We start from the raw sequence: 19,129 nt of genomic DNA on the forward strand, positions 1-19,129 counted from the left end.
ATCGCAGCCTCGTTTCACTCGACAGCTCCTACAGGGGGAGGTTAGAGCCCGGTCAGCATCGCATCTGCCGGCGCATCGGCACGCAATTGCGCCGTGAGCATGAAGTACACGAACCCCACCGCCATAAAGCCCAGGAAGATCAACCCGATCAACGTGTTGAACCAGGCCATCGCCACCAGGCAGACCACCGCCAGCACCAGTGCAATGAATGGCACCAGCGGATAGCACGGCGCGCGAAAGGTGCGCTCCAGATTCGGTTCGGTTTTGCGCAGTTTGAACAAGCTGAGCATGCTCATGATGTACATCACGATCGCCCCGAAGACTGCCATCGTGATCATCGCTGCCGTCAGCGTCATGCCGCCCAGGTTGATCAAACCATCACTGTAGATCGCGGCAATGCCGATCACGCCGCCGGCAATGATTGCCCGATGCGGGGTCTGAAAGCGTGACAACTTGGCCAGGGACGCCGGCAGGTAACCGGCCCGGGCGAGGGCGAAGAACTGCCGCGAGTAGCCGAGAATGATCCCGTGGAAACTCGCCACCAGGCCGAACAGGCCGATCCACACCAGCATGTGCAGCCAGCCCGAACTTTCGCCCACCACGGTCTTCATCGCTTGCGGCAGCGGGTCGTTGATGTTCGACAGGGTGCGCCAGTCACCCACGCCGCCGGCAAAGAACATCACACCCATCGCCAGCAAAACCAACGTCAGAATGCCGCTGATGTAGGCCTTCGGAATGGTGCGTTTCGGATCCTTGGCTTCTTCGGCGGCCATGGCCGCGCCTTCGATGGCCAGGAAAAACCAGATGGCGAAGGGTATCGCCGCGAACATCCCGGCAATCGCCGGCGCGCCGAACACATCGGAACCGGCCCAGCCGTTCAGTGCGAAATTGCTGAAGCTGAAGGCCGGGGCGACCACGCCCATGAACACCAACAGTTCGGCCACTGCGAGAACGCAGACCACCAATTCGAAGGTCGCCGCCAGTTTCACCCCGAGGATGTTCAGGCCCATGAACACGATGTAGGCGCCGACCGCTGCATGTTTCGGATCAAGCGCTGGAAACTGCACGTTCAGATACGCGCCAATCGCCAGAGCAATGGCCGGCGGGGCAAAGACAAATTCAATCAGTGTCGCCAGCCCGGCGATCAATCCGCCTTTCTCGCCAAAGGCGCGGCGGCTGTAGGCAAAGGGTCCACCCGCGTGAGGAATCGCGGTGGTCAGCTCGGTGAAACTGAAGATGAAGCAGGTGTACATCGTGGCGACCATGAAGGACGTCACCAGAAAACCGAGTGTGCCTGCCACGCCCCAGCCGTAACTCCAGCCGAAGTATTCACCGGAAATCACCAGCCCGACCGCAATGCCCCACAGGTGCAGCGTGCCCAGCGTGGGTTTTAGTTGTGTGTTCATGCGTTGCTCCCTGAACGGTTTGGAAAGCTCGGGGGAGGGCGTTTGCAGTGGGCGTGCCAGTGTTGTGATGGCGGTCGTAAAGTGCAGAAAGGTGTCGTATCGGGGATGTTTGCCGCCGAATGACTGTTTTTTGTGCGCCAGTTGGGGGCAGTGGTGTCTGTTATGCCGCCATCGCGAGCAAGCTCGCTCCCACATTTGGAATGCGTTCGCCCAAACAACACTGATCCCCTGTGGGAGCGAGCTTGCTCGCGATGGCGCCCGCCCAGACACCGCTGTAACGCCGGCATAAACCCACTCTTTACGCTTTCTTTATGCACAGCCAACCCCCTCGATCTCGTTCCTTTACAGCCTCCCTGCCGACAATGACTCCACACGCGGCAATACGCCGTAACACGGAGAACTTCCATGAGCGTTCTGGACGGGGTGTCACTGCTACTGGCAGTGGGGCTGTTCATTTATCTGTTGGTTGCGCTGTTGCGCGCGGACCGGAACTAGGAGCGGCTATGCACAGTTATGACTATTGGCTGATCCTCGCCTTCTTCGCCCTGGTGCTGATCCCGGCGCCGTTTCTCGGGCGCTTCTACTACAAGGTAATGGAAGGTCAGCGCACGTGGCTGACGCCGATTCTCGGACCGGTGGAGCGCGGGTGTTATCGGGTGGCCGGCGTTGATCCGCAGGCCGAACAGAGCTGGCAGAAATACACCCTGGCCTTGCTCGCCTTCAACCTCGCGGGTTTTTTGCTGTTGTTCGCGATTCTGTTGTTCCAGGACCACTTGCCGCTGAACCCGCAAAACCTGCCGGGTCAGGAGTGGACGCTGGCGTTCAACACCGCCGTCAGCTTCATGACCAACACCAACTGGCAGGCCTACAGCGGTGAAGCGTCGCTCAGCTACCTGAGTCAGATGGTCGGCCTCACCGTGCAGAACTTCGTCAGCGCCGCCACCGGCCTGGCCGTGTTGGTTGCGCTGTGCCGTGGGATCGGTCGCAAGTCGACCAAGACCCTCGGCAACTTCTGGGTCGACATGACCCGCGCCACCCTCTACGGCCTGCTGCCGCTGTGCCTGCTGCTGGCGCTGTATCTGGTCTGGCAGGGCGTGCCGCAAACATTCGCCCAGTACGTGAATGCCGTGACCATGCAAGGCGTCGATCAGGTGATCCCGCTCGGCCCGGCCGCCAGCCAGATTGCGATCAAGCAACTGGGCACCAACGGCGGCGGCTTCTTCGGCGTCAACTCGGCGCACCCGTTCGAAAACCCGACGGCGTGGAGCAACCTGTTCGAGATGGCCTCGATCATTCTGATCCCGGTGGCCCTGGTGTTCACCTTCGGCCACTACGTGAAAGATCTGCGTCAGAGCCGCGCGATCATCGCCTGCATGCTGGCATTGTTCCTGATCGGCGGCGCGACGTCGTTGTGGGCTGAATACCAGCCGAACCCGACCCTGAACAATGTCGCTGTCGAACAGACCGCGCCGCTGGAAGGCAAGGAAGCACGCTTCGGCACCACGGCCACGGTGCTGTGGTCGGTGACCACCACTGCGGCGTCCAACGGTTCGGTCAACGGCATGCACGACAGCCTCAACCCGCTGAGCGGGATGGTCGCGCTGGTCAACATGATGGTTGGCGAAGTGATCTTCGGCGGCGTCGGTGCCGGGCTCTACGGCATGTTGCTCAACGTGTTGATCGCGGTGTTCCTCGCCGGCCTGATGATCGGCCGCACCCCGGAATACCTCGGCAAGAAACTGCAAGCCAAGGAAGTCCAGTTGCTAGTGGTGACCTTGCTGGTCATGCCGGTCGGCGTGCTGGTACTCGGCGCGATTGCCGCGAGCCTGCCAGGCCCCGTTGCAGCGGTGAGCAACCCCGGCGCCCACGGTTTCAGCCAGTTGCTGTACGCCTACACCTCAGCCAGTGCCAACAACGGTTCGGCGTTCGGCGGCTTCGGTGCCAACACCGCGTTCCACAACCTGATGCTGGGCCTTGGCATGTTGATCGGTCGCTTCGGTTACATCCTCCCGGTACTGGCGTTGGCCGGCAGCCTGGCGATGAAGAAAACCGCACCGATCGGCCAGAACAGCTTCCCGACCCATGGCCCGCTGTTCGTGACTTTGCTGACCGTGACCATTTTGCTGGTGGGTGGTTTGACCTTTCTGCCGACATTGGCACTGGGTCCGATTGCTGAACATCTGAGTATGGCTGCCCTTCCTAAATAAGGAGCTAAGGAATCCATCATGAATATGCCTGTAAGCAAAACCGTCGTCGCCAAGGCGCCGGAACAACCGAAAACCGCGATCTCGGCCCTCTGGCGTCCGGCGCTGGTGCAAGCCTTCGTCAAGCTCGACCCTCGGCAATTGCAACGCGCGCCGGTGATGCTGGTGGTCGAACTGACCGCGATCCTGACCACCGTGCTGTGCTTCATTCCCGACACGGCGGTGCCGACCTTTGTCGCCGCGCAAATTGCGCTGTGGCTGTGGTTCACCGTGCTGTTCGCCAACTTCGCCGAAGCGTTGGCCGAAGGTCGCGGCAAGGCCCGCGCCGACAGCCTCAAGGCCGGCAGCGAAGGCTTGAGCGCCCGGCGCAAAACCAGTAATGGCGCCTTTCAAGTGGTGCCGGCCACCAGCCTGCGCAAGGGTGATGTGGTGCGCGTTGAAGCCGGGGAAATGATCCCCGGTGACGGCGAGGTGATTGAAGGTATCGCAGCGGTCAACGAAGCGGCGATTACCGGTGAATCCGCGCCGGTGATTCGCGAATCCGGCGGCGACCGTTCGGCCGTCACCGGCAACACCCGACTGGTCTCCGACTGGCTGTTGGTGCGCATCACCGCCAACCCCGGCGAGTCGACACTCGATCGCATGATCGCCCTGGTCGAAGGCGCCAAACGCCAGAAAACCCCGAACGAAGTGGCGCTCGACATCCTGCTGATCGGTCTGACCCTGATCTTCCTGCTGGTGGTCGTCACCCTGCAACCGTTCGCCCACTTCGCCAACGGCAGCCTGCCGCTGGTGTTCCTGGTGGCGTTATTGGTCACGCTGATTCCGACCACCATTGGCGGTCTGCTGTCGGCCATCGGTATCGCCGGGATGGACCGTCTGGTGCGCCTGAACGTGATCGCCAAATCCGGTCGCGCCGTGGAAGCGGCGGGGGACGTACACGTCCTGCTGCTGGACAAGACCGGCACCATCACCTTCGGTAACCGTCGTTGCACCGCGGTTTACGCGGCGCCTGGCGTCACTGCCAAGGAACTCGCCGAGGGTGCCTTGTTCGCCTCGCTGGCCGATGACACGGCTGAAGGTAAATCCATCGTCGAGTACCTGCGCGGCACTCATCCACAACCTGAACCGGCCACTGAATTGCTCACCGCCGTACCGTTCAGCGCTGAGACGCGTCTGTCCGGTGTCGACTATCGGGGCCGCGTGTATCGCAAAGGCGCGGTGGATTCGTTGCTGGCCTTCGTTGGCCTGAAACGCGCCGATCTGGCCGCGCCGCTGTCCCGGGAAATCGACAAGATCGCCCAGAGCGGCGGCACCCCGTTGCTGGTCTGCGCCGACGGGAAATTGCTCGGCGCGATCCACCTCAAGGACGTGGTCAAACCCGGCATTCGCGAACGTTTCGCCGAGCTGCGCAAACTGGGCATCCGCACCGTGATGGTGACCGGCGACAACCCACTGACCGCTGCGGCGATTGCGGCCGAAGCGGGCGTCGATGACGTGCTGGCTGAAGCCACTCCAGAGAAAAAACTGGCGCGCATTCGCCACGAGCAGAACGACGGTCGCCTGGTCGCCATGTGCGGCGACGGGGCCAACGACGCCCCGGCCCTGGCCCAGGCGGACGTGGGCATGGCGATGAACGACGGCACGCAAGCGGCCCGCGAGGCGGCGAACATGGTCGACCTCGACAGCGATCCAACCAAACTGCTGGACGTGGTGCAGATTGGTAAAGAACTGCTGGTGACCCGCGGTGCGCTGACGACGTTTTCCATCGCCAACGACGTGGCCAAATACTTCGCGATTTTGCCGGCGCTGTTCGCCTCAATTTATCCGCAATTGGGCGTGTTGAACGTCATGCATCTGAGCAGTCCGCAGAGTGCGATTCTCTCGGCGATTGTGTTCAACGCCTTGATCATCGTGGTGCTGATTCCATTGGCATTGCGCGGTGTGCGGGTGCAGGCGGCGAGTGCGGCGGCGTTGCTGCGACGCAATCTGTTGATCTATGGATTGGGCGGGATTCTGGTGCCGTTTGTGGGGATCAAGGCGATCGACATGCTGTTGACGGCGTTGCATTTGGTTTGAGGCTGAAATCGCCCCCCTCACCCTAACCCTCTCCCAGGGGGAGAGGGGACTGACCGAGGTGTTCTTGGAGCTACATCGACCTGAAAAACCGAGTCGAACTCAGGTCTTGAGCAGCACAAAGATCGGCCCCCTTTCCCCCTCGCCCCCGTGGGGAGAGGGCTGGGGTGAGGGGGGGATCTCCATGGCACTCCACAGTTTTAAACTCCCCAAATTCGAGGATTCTGAAATGTCCACAATGATACGTCCGGCCCTGAGCCTGCTTGTCCTGATGACGCTGATTACCGGCGTCGCCTATCCACTGGTGGTTACCGGTGTCGCCCAGGTCGCATTCCCGGACCAGGCCAACGGCAGCCTGGTACACGACGCCGATGGCAAGGTCCGCGGTTCCTCGCTGATCGCCCAGGATTTCGTCGGCGACGCCTGGTTCCATCCACGGCCATCGGCCGGTGCATTTGCCACCGTGTCGAGCAGTGCCAGCAACCTTTCGCCGAGCAACCCGGCCCTGGCTACCCGGGTGATCGACGATGCCAACAAGTTGCGGGTGCCGGGCCAGGGTCCGGTGCCATTGGCGATGGTTACCACCTCCGGCAGCGGCCTCGATCCACACTTGCCACCGGCCGCGATTGCCTATCAACTGGCGCGTGTTGCGGCGGCGCGCAATCTGCCGGTGGCGACTCTTCAACAATTGATGGACGCGCACATCGAGCAGCCATTGGTGGGGCCGCCGGTGGTGAATGTGTTGGCGCTGAATATCGCGCTTGAAAACCTGTAGATCGGTGGCGCCGCTAATCGCGAGCAAGCTCGCTCCCACAGGGATCTTTAGCGCCCACAAATCCCCTGTGGGAGCGAGCTTGCTCGCGATGGCGGCCGAAAAATCACCACATCAACATCTGAATAAAGTGAGCTTCAACCATGAGTGACTCCGGCCGCGCCGACGCACTGTTAGCAGACCTACCCCGCGACGGCCGTGGCCGGCTCAAGGTTTTTCTTGGCGCGGCCCCAGGGGTTGGCAAGACCTACGCCATGCTGCAAGCGGCCCACACCCAATTGCGCCAGGGTGTGAAAGTCATCGCCGGCGTGGTCGAAACCCACGGTCGCGCCGAGACCGAAGCGCTGCTTGGCGGCTTGCCGCAGCAGCCGTTGGTGCGCTCGGAATACCGTGGCGTGATGCTCGAAGAAATGGACCTCGACGGCCTGCTCGCCGCCAAACCGAAACTGGTGCTGGTGGACGAACTGGCCCACAGCAACGCCCCCGGCAGTCGCCACACCAAACGCTGGCAAGACATTCAGGAATTGCTTGCGGCAGGCATCGACGTGTTCACCACGGTCAACGTCCAGCACCTGGAAAGCCTTAACGACAAAGTGCGTGGCATCACAGGTGTGCAGGTCCGCGAAACCCTGCCGGACTGGGTGCTGCAAGAAGCCTACGAGCTGCTGCTGATTGACCTGCCGCCGCGCGAGCTGCTCGAGCGTCTGCGCGATGGCAAGGTCTACGTGCCGGAGCAGGCGAGGGCGGCGATTGAAGCCTTCTTCACCCAGACCAACCTCACGGCCCTGCGGGAATTGGCGATGCAAACCGCCGCCGCTCAGGTCGATGATGATTTGGCCCAGGGCTATCGCCAACTCGGCCAAGCGGCGCCGGCGGTGCGCGGTCGCCTGTTGGTCGGCGTCGATGGCGATGCACAGGCCGAGCGTCTGGTGCGTCACGCCAGTCGCGTCGCCCAGCGTCGGCATTTGCCGTGGAGCCTGGTGCATGTGGATAACGGCAGCGTGCGTGACGAGCAGTCGCGCCTGCGTCTGCAAAGTGCCCAGCAATTGGCCGAACGCCTCGGCGGCGAAGTGGTGCTGTTGCGCGCCGGCGAGGTGGCAAAAACCTTGATCCAGCACGCCGCCGAACGCCGCGCGAGTCTGGTGTTGGTCGGCCAGTCCCGGCAGCGTTTGCGTCGACGGCTGTTCGGCGGCGGACTGGCGTCGCGTTTGCTGCGCGATGCGCGCGGGCTGGAAATCAACGTCCTTGACAGCGATCACGAACAGCATCAGCCGCGTCAGCGTTCGGCGCAGGCACTGGTGTGGTTCGACTACGCGCTGGCGCTGGTGGCGACGGTGCTCGCCAGTGCGTTGGCCTGGGCGGTGGCGAGTGTTTTGCCGCTGCCGAATATCTCGCTGGTGTTCCTCGCCGCGGTGTTGCTGGTGGCGGTGCGCAGCAGCCTCGGCCCGGCGCTGGCCTGTGCCGCGTTGTCGTTTCTGACTTATGACTTTCTGTTCATCCCGCCGAATTTCTCCTTCAGCATCCAGCGCGAAGAAGACGTCCTGACCTTGCTGTTCTTCCTGCTGATGGCGGCGCTCACCGGTAACCTCGCGGCCCGGCAGCGGCGCCAATTGCAGGCGCTGCGCGACACTCAGGAAGAGACCACCGAACTGCTCGACCTGTCGCGCAAACTCACCGCCGCCACCGACCGCCAGGCGGTGGTCAGCGCAGCGGCCCAGCACCTTAATGGCTGGAGTGATCTGCAACTCTGCCTGCTCAATCAAGACGGGCAGGGCGGCTGGAAAGTCGAAACCGGTGGCCCGCTGGAATTTTCCGAAGCCGAGCGCGCTGCCGCCGACTGGGCCTGGCAACACGATCAACCGGCCGGCGCGGGCACCGGCACGCTGCCGTTCGGGCGATGGTGGTGGTGGCCGTTGTCGGTGGAAGACGGGCCTCTGGCATTGCTCGGTGTGTGTGCCAAAGAGGGCCAGACCTTGAGCGGTCAGCGTCGGCGTTTGTTGACCGCGCTGAGCCAGCCGCTGGCTCAGGCGCTGGCCCGGGCGCAATTGGCCGAAGACCTCGAAGCTGCCAGGTTGCACGGCGAAACCGAGCAACTGCGCAGTGCCTTGCTGGCCTCGGTGTCCCATGATTTGCGCACGCCGCTGACCTCCATGCGCGGCAGCATCGACAGCCTGTTGGCCCTCGGTGAGGCGATCCCGCTGGAGGATCGCCGCGAACTGCTCGAAGGCACTCGCGATGAAGCCGAGCGCCTCGATCGCTACATCCAGAACCTGCTGGACATGACCCGCCTCGGGCACGGCGCCCTGAAGCTGGCGCGGGACTGGGTGTCGCCAGCCGACATCGTCGGCAGTTCGCTCAATCGTCTGCGCGCCGTGCTGGCGACGTTGCAAGTGACCACCGAAGTGCCGCCGCAATTGCCGCTGCTGTATGTCCACGCCGCGCTGATCGAACAGGCGCTGGTCAACGTGCTGGAAAACGCCGCGCGGTTTTCGCCGTCTCACGGTCGCCTGCAATTGCGCGCCGGGGCCGACGACAGCGAGCTGTTTTTTTCGGTGAGCGATGAAGGGCCGGGGATTCCGCTGGAAGAGCGGGCGAAGATTTTCGACATGTTTTACACCGCCGCGCGCGGTGATCGTGGCGGGCAAGGCACCGGGCTGGGGCTGGCGATCTGTCAGGGCATGGTCGGTGCTCACGGCGGGCGGATCAGCGTCGCCGATGGCATCGAAGGGCGCGGCACCTGCATCACCTTGCACCTGCCGTTGCAGGCTCAGCCGGCCTTTGAAAATTAAGAGCCGAAAGTGAAGCCTGATCGTGCTTGCGTTACTCTCTTGCCACTTCTTTGTGTTGATGTGAATTCATGAGCCAGACCGCGACCATTTTGGTCATCGACGACGAACCGCAGATCCGCAAATTCCTGCGCATCAGCCTCGCGTCCCAGGGTTACAAAGTGCTGGAGGCCGGCACCGGCACCGAAGGCCTGGCCCAGGCTGCACTGAATAAACCGGACCTGCTGGTACTCGACCTCGGCCTGCCGGACATGGACGGCCAGCAAGTGCTGCGCGAGTTTCGCGAGTGGTCGACGGTGCCGGTGCTGGTGCTCTCGGTGCGCGCCAGTGAAGGACAGAAAGTCGAAGCGCTCGACAACGGCGCCAACGACTACGTGACCAAGCCGTTTGGCATTCAGGAGTTTCTGGCTCGGGTGCGTGCGTTGTTGCGTCAGGCTCCGACGGGAGAAGCTCAGCAAGCGGCACTGACGTTCGGCCCGTTGACTGTGGATCTGGCGTATCGCCGGGTGTTGCTCGACGGCACCGAAGTCGCACTGACCCGCAAGGAATACGCGGTTCTGGCGCAACTGGCGCGGCATCCGGGACGGGTCATCACCCAGCAGCAATTACTCAAGGATATTTGGGGGCCGACCCATACCGAGGACACTCACTATTTGCGGATTGTGGTCGGGCACTTGCGGCAGAAACTGGCGGATGATCCGACTCAGCCGCGGTTTATCGTCACCGAGGCTGGAGTTGGGTATCGGTTGTTGAGTGAGGACAGCCTTTAGGTTTTGTATTGAGTGATCCGGCCCATCGTCGGAACGCCGCCCGGACCAAGCTCGCTCCCACATTTGATCGCATTTCAATGTGTGAGTGAGGGCAGCCTTTAGGTTTTGTGTTGGGTGATCTGGCCCCATCGCGAGCAAGCTCGCTCCCACATTGGAATGCATATCCCTGTGGGAGCGAGCTTGCTCGCGATGAGGCCTTTTCATTCACCCGAGAAATTCAGGAATCCCGCTCATTCTCATACCGATCCAGCGTATCCCGCGCAATCTCCCGCCCCAGCGCGATCAATTCCGGCGCCTTGTAGAACTCGAAAAACCGGCACACTCGTTTCGGCACGTTGATCAAAATATCCGGCGGATAACCGGCGATCTTGTACTGCGCCAACGACGTCTGCATCACCTCGAAACTCTGGTTGATCAGGTCCAGCAAAGACGCCGGGCCGACGTTGTCGATGATGAACGAACCGGTAGCGGACTTCGGTGCGCCCTCGCGTTCAGGGGCGGCGGCCGGTTGCTGGGCTTCGGGTTCGGCGGATTCGATCCAGGGGTTGATCTCGGCCGCTTCTGCCATCAACGCTTCCTTTTCCAGCAGCAGCAATTGTTCCGCCTGTTTGCGGCGGAAGGGCAATTTTGAACCCAGCGAGTTGATCAGGCTGTCGAAGCGGGTCTTGAACGCCGCCGGGCGCTGGATCACCGGCAGTTGATAGTGGCGCTGGTTGGTGGAGTTGAGGTTGACCGCGATGATCAGGTCGCAATGACTCGACACCACTGGCACGATCGGTAAAGGGTTGAGAATGCCGCCGTCCACCAGCATGCGGTTGCCCTGCATTACCGGGGTGAACAGGCTGGGAATCGCCGCCGAGGCGCGCATGGCCTGGTGCAGGCAGCCTTCCTGGAACCAGATTTCCTGTTGATTGGTCAGGTCGGTGGCTACCGCCGTGTAAGGGATGCGCAAGTCTTCAATATTGATCTCGCCGACGATCTTGCGTATCTGCCCGAAAACCTTCTCCCCGCGAATCGCGCCCAAACGAAAACTGACGTCCACCAGGCGCAAGACGTCGAGGTAATCCAGGCTTTCGATCCAGTTGCGATATTCGTCGAGTTTGCCGGCGGCATAGATCCCGCCGACCACTGCGCCCATGGAACATCCGGCGATGCAGGCGATGTCGTAGCCACGCCGTTCGATCTCTTCAATGACCCCGATATGGGCGTAGCCCCGGGCCCCACCTGAGCCCAGCACTAGCGCGACACGCTTTTTCATGAATCGCCCTCGTCTGACAAGGTTCAACAATGCACCCTTCGAGGGGCGCGCTTCAATCGCTAAGGTCGTTCCGCGAGGCGAGGGCGTCGTTTTTTCGACACTCTTTGGCGGCAGATGGGTATTCTCGCGGGCACTAGATTTTCCGAGACGGGGCCAAGGCACTTTTCACGCGCCAGACCGTCTTAACTGCACGATTGTTTACCTATCTTTGAGGTGTGATTAATGAAAGCCTGGATCTGTGTGCCTTTGCTTGCCCTGGCACTTGCCGGTTGCGCCGGAAAAACCGCTTACCGTGACAGCTGCGGTAGCGGGCTTGATGCGGCGTGGCATGAACTGGATCTGGCCAAGGCCGAAGGTTTCGCCGGGACCGTCAGCTACTCCAAGGCCCTGTCGCTGTTGACGGCGGCCAAGACTCAGCAGCAATTTGAAGGGTTCGAAGGCTGCGCCAAGAAGGCCGAGAAGGCGCGTTTTTATATTCGTGAATCGCGCGCGGGGCGCTGAAAGCAGCTCTAAGCTCTAAGCTGCAAGCAATAAGTCGGTCGCCCCGGATTTCGGCTGACGCCTTGCAGTTGTTTACGGAGTAAACCCCATGATTAACCGGTTGGTGGCTCATGTCCTGGGCCTGGAAGTCCGTTTGTTGGCCTGTCAGGCGCGCTTGAGTGCCCGTACCGACCCTGAAGCGCTGCACGATCTGCGTACCACGGTTCGCCGTTTACGCAGTCTGCTGCGGCCATTGCGCGGCTTGCCCGGAGTCGAACAGCTGGAAGCAGCGGCGTCCCGGGTCGGCGACCTGACCACGCCGTTGCGCGATCGCGAAGTGCTGGCGGCGTACCTGCTCGAGCATGATCAACCCGAGGCTGCGCATCGGCGTATGGCGCAGATGGCCGAGGCTTATCCGGCGGTCGCGACGAGTCCTGAAGTGGCGCAGTTACTGATGATCCTCGACGCGTTTCCGCGTTTTCTGCGGGCCTCCCAACGTCAGAGCTTGCTCAAAGGCTTGCGTCAGCGCATCGAAAAACGTTTGGCCAAACAGTGGAAAAAACTCGACAAAGCCCTGCACGATCCGGCGCATGATCGCCACCGTTTGCGCCTGCTGATCAAGCGCGTGCGTTACGGCATCGAAGCCTATCCCGAACTGGATCGACTGCCGAAAGCGGCGATGCCGCGCTTGAAATCCGCGCAAGGTGCCTTGGGCGATTGGCACGATTGCTGGCAATGGTTGGCCAGGGCCGAACAGGACGCCGATTTGCAGCCCTGCGTCGCGGCCTGGAAAACTGCCATGGCCAAAGCCGAAGGCCGCGCCGACCGCGTCCTCGACAAACTCAGCGCAACCTGTTTCAAATCCTGAAACCACCACATATCCCTGTGGGAGTTGGGCATGGAATATGTGTTCAAGCCAAGTGCGGCTCATCTGCCAGTCAATTTGGCCGGAATAGGCGCTGTGCCATCCCCGCAGGCTGGTTAAGATCCCTTCATCCTTTTCCCGCACCGAGGTTTCCATGCGTTTTTCCGATCTGCTCGACGCTGTCCGCAGCCAGCCGCTGGAGCTGTCTATTCCGGCCGAATGGGCTCAGGGGCGTGCCAGCTTCGGTGGCCTGGTGGCCGCCTTGCAGTACGAAGCCATGCGCGCGAAAGTCCCGGCGGATCGTCCGGTGCGCTCGTTGGCGATCACCTTTGTCGGCCCGGTCGAGCCTGAAGTGCCGGTCAGCTTTGAAGTCGATGTGTTACGCGAAGGGAAGGCTGTCAGCCAGGTGCTGGGTCGGGCGATGCAGAAGGGGCAGGTGGTGACGTTGATCCAGGGCAGCTTCGGCGCCTCGCGACCGTCGGAAGTGGCGGTAGTCGCCAAACCGGCACCCGAGATGAAGCACTGGGACGATTGTCAGGAACTGCCGTTCATCAAAGGGGTACTCCCGGAGTTCATGCAGCATCTGGCGATGCGCTGGAGTGTTGGCGGTCTGCCGTTCACGGGCAACAAATCCCGCGAGATGGGCGGCTGGGTGCGCTTGCGCGGGGACGTGAAGGAAGAAGCGGTCAGCGAAGCGCATATATTGGCGCTGGTCGATGCTTGGCCACCGGCCCTGATGCCGCACCTGAGTAAACCGGCGATGGGCAGCACGCTGACCTGGACCATTGAATTCGTCCAGCCTTTGCTTGAACTGAGCACGCTGGACTGGTGCAAATACCTCGTCGAGATCGAGCATGCCGCTGACGGCTATGGCCATGCGGCCGCGAAGCTGTGGAACGCGGACGGTCAGTTGATTGCCATGAGCCGGCAGACGGTGACGATTTTCGCCTGATCAGTGACGACGGTGGCGCTCACGCCAGGCGCGCCACCAGCCGCCGCTCAGGAAGAACCGTGGGAAGGTCAGAAACTGCTCGACCAGCAAGCGCGACATGGCATCTTTGCGATCACTGAACGGCTCGGAGGCTTGCGCCTCCAGGCTGTGACCGTGGCGTTGCAAGCCGAGGGCGGCGAGCAGGCCGATGACGCCAATCGCGACATTGGCGAAGCTCAGACTGAACACCCCCGAGACAATCAGCAGAAACGCCACGATGAACAGGGGCACGGCAATCAGGTGCAGCACCAGATTGGTCGGGTGCTGGTGATTGTTCGGGTACGCTCGCCATTGCCAGGCGGGAAGGTTGGGGTGACGTTTGCCCATGATGGTAATCCTTGGTTCGTTGAGGCTCTTGAACAAAGAATAGGCCGGGGCAAACCAGTCGGCGAATCAAGGCTGGCTATCGGAGTGATAGGTGTCATGTCCAAATTTGATGTTGGCCGGGCCGACGCTATCGCGAGCAAGCTCGCTCCCACAGGTAATGCGCAAATATTGAAATGGCGCTAACCCTGTGGGAGCGAGCTTGCTCGCGATGAGGCCCTTACAACTTGAGCTGCCCGATAGCCTTGCTCAATTCCCCCGCCAACACCGCCAGCTCATTGCTGGTGGTCGCCGAAACCACGGTCTCCCACATCGGAATGCAATTCAAATGTGGGAGCGAGCTTGCTCGCGATGAGGCCCTTACAGCTTGAGCTGCCCGATAGCCTTGCTCAACTCCCCGGCCAACGCCGCCAGCTCATTGCTGGTCGTCGCCGAAACCACGGTCTGCTGCACGGTGTTCTCGGTCACATCCCGGATGCTCACCACCGCCCGATTCATCTCTTCCGCCACGTGGCTCTGCTGCTCGGCCGCCACCGCGATCTGCGTGTTGCTTTCGCGCATCTGCGCCACCGCGCTGGTGATCTCCGCCAAGGCTGCGCCGGCCTCCTGAGCCTGCTGCACGCAGTCGTCGGCCTTGAACGAGCTTTCCTGCATGAAATCCACCGCGTCCCGAGTCCCGGCCTGCAACGCGGAAACCATGATGGTGATCTCGTCAGTGGAGGTCTGGACACGTTTGGCCAGGTTGCGCACTTCATCGGCAACCACCGCAAAACCGCGACCCATTTCACCGGCGCGGGCCGCTTCAATCGCAGCGTTCAGCGCAAGCAGATTGGTCTGCTCGGCGATGCTGTGAATCACACTGACCACGCCGTTGATCTTCTGACTGTCCTCGGCCAGGCGCTGAATCATCTCGGCAGTCTGCTGCACTCCGCTGGACAGGCCGGCAATTGACTTCTGCACCCGGCTGACCACTTCCTGCCCGCTGCCGGCCAGGGTGTCGGCGGTTTGCGAGAGGTCGCGGGTGGCGCCGGCGTGCTGGGCGATGTGATAGACCGTGGCGGTCATTTCGTTGATCGCTGTGGCGGCCTGATCGGTTTCGCTTTGTTGGCCGAGCATGCCGTGACGCACCTCGTTCATGCTCGACGCCAGCCGCGCCGCGCCGACATCCAGTTGCCGTGCGGTGCTGGCGACGGTGTTGACCACTCGCTGGTAACCGGCCTGCATGGCATTGAAGGCATTGGCCATCTGCCCGACTTCGTCAGTGCAGGCCAGCGGCACACGGGCCGACAGGTCACCGGTTTTCTCAACGTGGAGCATCACGTCCTTCAGCGTATTGAGCTGGCTGAGCAGGAAGCGGATCAACAATTGCGAAGCGCCGAGCATTGCCAGCATCAGGATCGCCACCGCCACCGCATAGTTGGCAAAGCGCTCGCCAAATACCTGGGTCAGGCTCGGGCCATGAGCAATTACTGCGACCTGATTGCCATCCGTGCGCGTAAACACTTCGGCGCCCATCAACGGGTTGTCGCCGAACAGCGGCATGGCATTGATTTCGACCCAGCCGTTGGTATCGGCCAGTTCCAGTACCGGCTGCCCGTTCAGCAACGGTGCCTGCCCGCGACTGAACGTCAGCACGTTATCGGCTTTGGGGAGCGGCTGCCCGGCTGGCCAGGCGCTGAGCAGCCGCGCCTGGGCTTGTGCCGATGCCTGATCAGCATGGCTGCGGGCCTGTTGTTCGAGCTGTACGGCGTACAACACCAGCAGTAAGGTCGTGACGAAGGCGACGGCGTTGACCGCCCAGAATTTGTATTTCAGCGAGATATTGCTAAGCCAGGCACCCATGGAGGTCTTCTCTGATAGCGGAAACAGTTTCGGCAAGGTGCCAGTATTGTGCCGCTACTCAGGGCGCCGGATCTTGATGTGGGTCAACAACCCGGCCATGCTCGCGCACAGGAATTGCGGGGCGTAATGCGCTATCCTTCGCGCCTTCAAATTTCCCTCGCTACAGGATTCCGCCCCATGAAAGCCGCACTCGTCGAACTCATCAGCAAAATCAGCTCCGGGTGCATGAGCGATGACGAAATCCTGAAAGTCGCTGACGAAGCGGCCCAGGCCTACGCCGATCCAGAGGCTTTTCTGACGGCCAATCCAGATATCAACTACGACGAAACGTTCCCGATTCCGCTGGGCGAGTGGGTCGTCGTCGGCAGTCTTCCAGAGACCGTGCTGTTCCAGGCCGACACCTATTTGGACCTGTTCGCCCAGATCGTTTCCTCGTTCGGCCCCGGCGTTGATTTCAATATCAAGCCCAAGCAACTGGCCAAGACTGAAGCCCTGACCGCGCTCAATCGCATTCAGGTGCAGATGGGCAGCATGAACAAGGAAAACGGCGGTTACACGCTGATGAACTTCAGTCAGTTGCTCGACGACGAACTGCAGGTGGTGCTGGTCTACGGTAACGACGTGCCGCGCGTGCTCGAGTTGTGCGCCAAAGTCGGCATCGCTGCCGCGCCCTCGCTGGAAGCCCTCAAAATCGCCGTCCACGTTTAAAAAGCGGAACCCTCGCAAGGCCCGGCTATCCTAAGAGTGCATATCACTCTTAGGGGGCGACACCATGGGTTCCACGTTCAACGGTCTGGTTGGCCTGATTATTCTTGCCCTGGATATCTGGGCAATCATCAACGTGCTCAAAAGTGGTGCCGACACAGGGATGAAAATCATCTGGGTGCTGCTGATCCTGCTGCTGCCGGTGCTGGGCCTGATCATCTGGGCCATCGCCGGGCCACGGGGCAACGTCCGGATCTGACTGCATCCTCAGACACACCGCATTTCTTGTGGGAGCGAGCTTGCTCGCGATGCAGACGCCGCGGTTTACCATCAAACCGCGTTATCGTTCATCGCGAGCAAGCTCGCTCCCACATTGTTCTGTGTATATTTGAATGATTTCGCCTTGACGAAGGTTCGACCTGTCATGTTCCGCAACATAGAATTCTCGCCTTTACCGGGGCAATCGAGCTGATCGATTGGCCATCATGGGTGGGTAACCGTCCGTTGCCACCCGCATTCATCGGAGCACTTCCCATGAGCAACACCCCGAACAGCGAGTACCTGGAAACCCTCTACGAAGGCTACGGCCAGCGTTTTCGCATGGAAAAACTGTTGCACGAAGTGCGCACCGAACACCAACACCTGGTGATTTTCGAAAACCCGCGCATGGGCCGCGTCATGGCGCTGGACGGCGTGATCCAGACCACCGAAGCCGACGAATTCATCTACCACGAGATGTTGACCCACGTGCCGATCCTGGCACATGGCACCGCCAAGCGCGTGCTGATCATCGGTGGCGGCGACGGCGGCATGCTGCGCGAAGTGGCCAAGCACCGCAGCATCGAGCACATCACCATGGTCGAGATCGACGGCACCGTGGTCGACATGTGCAAGAAATTCCTGCCGAACCACTCCAAGGGTGCGTTCGCTGATCCACGCCTGAACCTGGTGATCGACGACGGTATGCGTTTCGTCGCCACCACCACCGAAAAGTTCGACGTGATCATTTCCGACTCCACCGACCCGATCGGCCCGGGCGAAGTGCTGTTCTCGGAAAACTTCTACCAGGCCTGCCGTCGCTGCCTGAACGAAGGCGGCATCCTGGTGACCCAGAACGGCACGCCGTTCATGCAAATCGAAGAAGTCAAAACCACCGCCGGGCGTCTGCGCAGCCTGTTCCCGGACTGGCACTTCTATCAGGCGGCCGTGCCGACCTACATCGGCGGCGCCATGACCTTCGCTTGGGGCGCGACCGATACCGCCTATCGCAAATTGTCCCGCGCAACCTTGCAGCAACGCTTCGCCGGCAGCGGGATCATCACCCGCTACTACAACCCGGAAATCCACATCGGCGCGTTCGCCTTGCCGCAATACGTCCTGCAGGCTGTGAACAAGCCTAGCAACGACTGATATCGAGCAAGCCAGAAAGGGCCCTCTCAGGTTGTGTGAAAACACACCGCAGACGGCCCTTTTTTCATGCTTCACTTATAGAGGGACCGGTTGAACGATTGGCCGGGGTACAAGGTCGAGATAGTGGTAGGCCCATTCGCAGTTTTGATCGAGGAGGCACCTGATGCAAAAGTGGAAAGTCACTTTCGTTGATGATCACGGTGAACAAGTTGACGAGGTGTTCGAGAGCGATGAATGCCCGAACAACGAGCAAGCCGCGAAACTCATTCTTGCCCGGCGTCTGCCTGTGGCTGCCGAACTGGACCTCAACGATCTGGAAGGACGCACCGATGATCCGACTGTCAAAAGTCTGAAGACCCAGAACAGCATTGAAATCCTCGGCATCACGCCAATCTGAACATCTCCTGTCACATTCCTAACCAGGCCTTGGCAGCGGCTCTCTCTTGAGGCTACTCTGCAATCGAGATCAGCGAACGGATCGCTAAGGTCTGGTCTTGTCAGCTACATGCTTGCTTCCCACCGGCAACCTTGTTGCCGCATCGCTCGCCCCCATTGGGTTGCGAGTGCCGGGAATACGGAAAGTCTATCCATCAGTCTGAGGGGGACGTTTCATGAGCACAGCCTATCAAGAAGACATCAGCACCAGCGTACTGCGCCGCATGAAAGAAGGCGGTTTCGACTTTTCACGATTCCATCCCATCGAGTTCTACGCCATTTTCCCGGACGAGGAGCGGGCGCGCAGGGCGGCAGGGCATTACTGTGGTGAATCATTGAATGCACAAATCAGCGTGCGCGACGACGGCGCGTGGTACCTGGAACTGAGCAAAGTGATGTACGCAACCTATGACGGCATCGGCGATTTTGAGCAGGATTTCGAGGCGGTGGTCGAGCCTTTAGGCGGCATCATCGAAGGATGGGGCGTCAAGCAGGAGGTACGAGGGCGACTCGCATAACTTATGAACAGTGACAACACTCAGCAACGGCTGACCTTCGGGTTGGCCGTTTTCGTTTGTGGGGTTTGGAAAGATCAAAAGATCGCAGCCTCGTTTCGCATTCCAATGTAGGAGCTGTCGAGTGAAACGAGGCTGCGATCTCTTGATCGTGTTTTTGATTCACAACGTTTCAAAAACGCAAAAAAAAGCCGCCTAAACAGGCGGCTAAAAGGGAATAGCGATAAGTTTTCCAGCGAATGCGCGGATTATCCGCAGCGACTCCCGGGCAGTGAAATCAACTCTGGCTA

The 19,129-nt window shown here is 60.9% G+C and carries 18 protein-coding genes; 14 read left to right on the forward strand and 4 right to left on the reverse strand.

The genetic code is table 11. From position 1 onward, the window contains the following. Positions 1-41: 41 nt before the first annotated feature. Positions 42-1,406: an ethanolamine permease gene (eat, locus tag VD17_RS05990; RefSeq protein ID WP_033055766.1), complete on the reverse strand. Its 1,365-nt coding sequence runs from the start codon at positions 1,404-1,406 to the stop codon at positions 42-44. A 405-nt stretch (positions 1,407-1,811) separates the two neighbouring features. Here eat and kdpF point away from each other — a divergent pair, with 405 nt between their 5' ends. The 6 genes from kdpF (at position 1,812) to VD17_RS06015 (ending at position 10,014) form a co-directional block, all read left to right on the forward strand. After that, entirely contained in the window at positions 1,812-1,901 is a 90-nt protein-coding gene (kdpF, locus tag VD17_RS31465) for a K(+)-transporting ATPase subunit F (protein ID WP_007899818.1), read from the forward strand. 8 nt (positions 1,902-1,909) lie between these two features. Continuing rightward, positions 1,910-3,613 (forward strand): potassium-transporting ATPase subunit KdpA, encoded by a 1,704-nt coding sequence (kdpA, locus tag VD17_RS05995; RefSeq protein WP_046053106.1) that lies wholly within the window; start codon positions 1,910-1,912, stop codon positions 3,611-3,613. A gap of 18 nt (positions 3,614-3,631) precedes the next feature. Next, positions 3,632-5,689 carry a potassium-transporting ATPase subunit KdpB gene (kdpB, locus tag VD17_RS06000; RefSeq protein WP_046053107.1) on the forward strand — a complete coding sequence of 686 codons (2,058 nt, stop codon included), beginning with the start codon at positions 3,632-3,634 and terminating at the stop codon, positions 5,687-5,689. A gap of 226 nt (positions 5,690-5,915) precedes the next feature. Further along, positions 5,916-6,461 carry a potassium-transporting ATPase subunit KdpC gene (kdpC, locus tag VD17_RS06005; protein ID WP_046053108.1) on the forward strand — a complete coding sequence of 182 codons (546 nt, stop codon included), beginning with the start codon at positions 5,916-5,918 and terminating at the stop codon, positions 6,459-6,461. A 140-nt stretch (positions 6,462-6,601) separates the two neighbouring features. Next, positions 6,602-9,247, forward strand: a complete 2,646-nt coding sequence (locus VD17_RS06010) for a sensor histidine kinase (RefSeq protein WP_046053109.1) — start codon at positions 6,602-6,604, stop codon at positions 9,245-9,247. A 68-nt stretch (positions 9,248-9,315) separates the two neighbouring features. Continuing rightward, positions 9,316-10,014, forward strand: coding sequence for a response regulator (locus VD17_RS06015; RefSeq protein WP_046053110.1), 699 nt, complete (start codon positions 9,316-9,318; stop codon positions 10,012-10,014). A gap of 217 nt (positions 10,015-10,231) precedes the next feature. Here VD17_RS06015 and VD17_RS06020 read toward each other — a convergent pair whose 3' ends face one another. Next, positions 10,232-11,272 (reverse strand): patatin-like phospholipase family protein, encoded by a 1,041-nt coding sequence (locus VD17_RS06020; RefSeq protein ID WP_046053111.1) that lies wholly within the window; start codon positions 11,270-11,272, stop codon positions 10,232-10,234. 222 nt (positions 11,273-11,494) lie between these two features. Here VD17_RS06020 and VD17_RS06025 point away from each other — a divergent pair, with 222 nt between their 5' ends. The 3 genes from VD17_RS06025 to VD17_RS06035 all read left to right on the forward strand — a co-directional run bounded on the left by VD17_RS06025 (position 11,495) and on the right by VD17_RS06035 (position 13,569). Further along, complete coding sequence (locus VD17_RS06025; RefSeq protein WP_033055755.1) at positions 11,495-11,773, forward strand: hypothetical protein; 279 nt, start codon at positions 11,495-11,497, stop codon at positions 11,771-11,773. Positions 11,774-11,861: 88 nt separating this feature from the next. Further along, positions 11,862-12,620 carry a CHAD domain-containing protein gene (locus VD17_RS06030; protein ID WP_046053112.1) on the forward strand — a complete coding sequence of 253 codons (759 nt, stop codon included), beginning with the start codon at positions 11,862-11,864 and terminating at the stop codon, positions 12,618-12,620. Positions 12,621-12,771: 151 nt separating this feature from the next. Then, complete coding sequence (locus tag VD17_RS06035) at positions 12,772-13,569, forward strand: acyl-CoA thioesterase (protein ID WP_046053113.1); 798 nt, start codon at positions 12,772-12,774, stop codon at positions 13,567-13,569. On the opposite strand, the gene VD17_RS06040 is transcribed toward VD17_RS06035, so the two are convergent. Together VD17_RS06040 and VD17_RS06045 are read right to left on the reverse strand one after the other, a co-directional pair. After that, positions 13,570-13,935: an Mpo1-like protein gene (locus tag VD17_RS06040; protein WP_046053114.1), complete on the reverse strand. Its 366-nt coding sequence runs from the start codon at positions 13,933-13,935 to the stop codon at positions 13,570-13,572. Between the two features lie 357 nt (positions 13,936-14,292). Further along, on the reverse strand, positions 14,293-15,774 hold the full coding sequence (locus VD17_RS06045) for a methyl-accepting chemotaxis protein (RefSeq protein WP_046053115.1): 1,482 nt from the start codon (positions 15,772-15,774) through the stop codon (positions 14,293-14,295). 177 nt (positions 15,775-15,951) lie between these two features. Between VD17_RS06045 and VD17_RS06050 the strand changes: the two genes are divergently transcribed. From VD17_RS06050 to VD17_RS06070, 5 genes are all read left to right on the forward strand, one after another. Continuing rightward, on the forward strand, positions 15,952-16,482 hold the full coding sequence (locus VD17_RS06050) for a hypothetical protein (RefSeq protein WP_046053116.1): 531 nt from the start codon (positions 15,952-15,954) through the stop codon (positions 16,480-16,482). Positions 16,483-16,546: 64 nt separating this feature from the next. Next, positions 16,547-16,738 (forward strand): PLDc N-terminal domain-containing protein, encoded by a 192-nt coding sequence (locus VD17_RS06055; protein ID WP_033055745.1) that lies wholly within the window; start codon positions 16,547-16,549, stop codon positions 16,736-16,738. 275 nt (positions 16,739-17,013) lie between these two features. Then, positions 17,014-17,889 (forward strand): polyamine aminopropyltransferase, encoded by an 876-nt coding sequence (speE, locus tag VD17_RS06060; protein WP_046053117.1) that lies wholly within the window; start codon positions 17,014-17,016, stop codon positions 17,887-17,889. 163 nt (positions 17,890-18,052) lie between these two features. Further along, positions 18,053-18,286, forward strand: coding sequence for a hypothetical protein (locus tag VD17_RS06065; RefSeq protein ID WP_033055743.1), 234 nt, complete (start codon positions 18,053-18,055; stop codon positions 18,284-18,286). A gap of 214 nt (positions 18,287-18,500) precedes the next feature. Continuing rightward, a complete protein-coding gene (locus tag VD17_RS06070; RefSeq protein ID WP_008148805.1) occupies positions 18,501-18,842 on the forward strand; it encodes a ribonuclease E inhibitor RraB in 342 nt (113 codons plus the stop codon). Positions 18,843-19,129 lie beyond the last annotated feature (287 nt).

This window comes from Pseudomonas fluorescens (genome assembly GCF_000968015.1).
Classification (GTDB): Bacteria; Pseudomonadota; Gammaproteobacteria; order Pseudomonadales; family Pseudomonadaceae; genus Aquipseudomonas; species Aquipseudomonas fluorescens_W.

Coding starts and splice junctions, on each gene's coding strand:
- VD17_RS06020 (WP_046053111.1), bottom strand. CDS start 11,272: ATGAAAAAGCGTGTCGCGCTAGTGCTGGGCTCAGGTGGGGCCCGGGGC.
- kdpA (WP_046053106.1), top strand. CDS start 1,910: ATGCACAGTTATGACTATTGGCTGATCCTCGCCTTCTTCGCCCTGGTG.
- VD17_RS06025 (WP_033055755.1), top strand. CDS start 11,495: ATGAAAGCCTGGATCTGTGTGCCTTTGCTTGCCCTGGCACTTGCCGGT.
- VD17_RS06040 (WP_046053114.1), bottom strand. CDS start 13,935: ATGGGCAAACGTCACCCCAACCTTCCCGCCTGGCAATGGCGAGCGTAC.
- kdpB (WP_046053107.1), top strand. CDS start 3,632: ATGAATATGCCTGTAAGCAAAACCGTCGTCGCCAAGGCGCCGGAACAA.
- kdpF (WP_007899818.1), top strand. CDS start 1,812: ATGAGCGTTCTGGACGGGGTGTCACTGCTACTGGCAGTGGGGCTGTTC.
- VD17_RS06050 (WP_046053116.1), top strand. CDS start 15,952: ATGAAAGCCGCACTCGTCGAACTCATCAGCAAAATCAGCTCCGGGTGC.
- VD17_RS06015 (WP_046053110.1), top strand. CDS start 9,316: ATGAGCCAGACCGCGACCATTTTGGTCATCGACGACGAACCGCAGATC.
- speE (WP_046053117.1), top strand. CDS start 17,014: ATGAGCAACACCCCGAACAGCGAGTACCTGGAAACCCTCTACGAAGGC.
- VD17_RS06045 (WP_046053115.1), bottom strand. CDS start 15,774: ATGGGTGCCTGGCTTAGCAATATCTCGCTGAAATACAAATTCTGGGCG.
- VD17_RS06055 (WP_033055745.1), top strand. CDS start 16,547: ATGGGTTCCACGTTCAACGGTCTGGTTGGCCTGATTATTCTTGCCCTG.
- kdpC (WP_046053108.1), top strand. CDS start 5,916: ATGTCCACAATGATACGTCCGGCCCTGAGCCTGCTTGTCCTGATGACG.
- VD17_RS06070 (WP_008148805.1), top strand. CDS start 18,501: ATGAGCACAGCCTATCAAGAAGACATCAGCACCAGCGTACTGCGCCGC.
- eat (WP_033055766.1), bottom strand. CDS start 1,406: ATGAACACACAACTAAAACCCACGCTGGGCACGCTGCACCTGTGGGGC.
- VD17_RS06035 (WP_046053113.1), top strand. CDS start 12,772: ATGCGTTTTTCCGATCTGCTCGACGCTGTCCGCAGCCAGCCGCTGGAG.
- VD17_RS06030 (WP_046053112.1), top strand. CDS start 11,862: ATGATTAACCGGTTGGTGGCTCATGTCCTGGGCCTGGAAGTCCGTTTG.
- VD17_RS06010 (WP_046053109.1), top strand. CDS start 6,602: ATGAGTGACTCCGGCCGCGCCGACGCACTGTTAGCAGACCTACCCCGC.
- VD17_RS06065 (WP_033055743.1), top strand. CDS start 18,053: ATGCAAAAGTGGAAAGTCACTTTCGTTGATGATCACGGTGAACAAGTT.